The organism is Desertibacillus haloalkaliphilus (assembly GCF_019039105.1).
Lineage (GTDB): Bacteria > Bacillota > Bacilli > Bacillales > KJ1-10-99 > Desertibacillus > Desertibacillus haloalkaliphilus.
In genome coordinates this window covers 1-335 of record NZ_JAHPIV010000554.1, presented here as the reverse complement: position 1 = coordinate 335, position 335 = coordinate 1, and the positions used below count along the sequence as shown (strand labels likewise).

Below are 335 nucleotides of genomic sequence, written 5' to 3'. Positions count from 1 at the left end.
ATAGGTAATGACCCCCGTGGCAATCCCTCCAGTCAATGCCATCGCAAACCAAACCATAAACGAATATTTCGGTTTTGCCTCCGAACCTCCCAATCGAATGTTACCTAGTTTTGTAAAGGTGACGATACTGACGATAATTAGTGCAGCGATGGAAATAATTTGATAAAGCCATCCAAGCCCCCGTAAAGATCCGATAAATCCATTCATTGAAATGTCAGCCAGCAATTGATTGTTGACAATTCCTAGAACGGCCCCACCACCGACAATGAGAAAAGCCGGTAAAAACACGGATAATCGTGTTTTTCGTTTTTTGTCCTCGACGATAGGTGCATTCC

The 335-nt window shown here is 43.6% G+C and carries 1 protein-coding gene; it reads right to left on the bottom strand.

Going from position 1 to position 335, the window contains the following annotated elements; translation table 11 throughout:
- A partial coding sequence (locus KH400_RS23250) for a BCCT family transporter (protein ID WP_246590018.1) occupies positions 1 to 335 on the bottom strand: 335 nt, incomplete at both ends.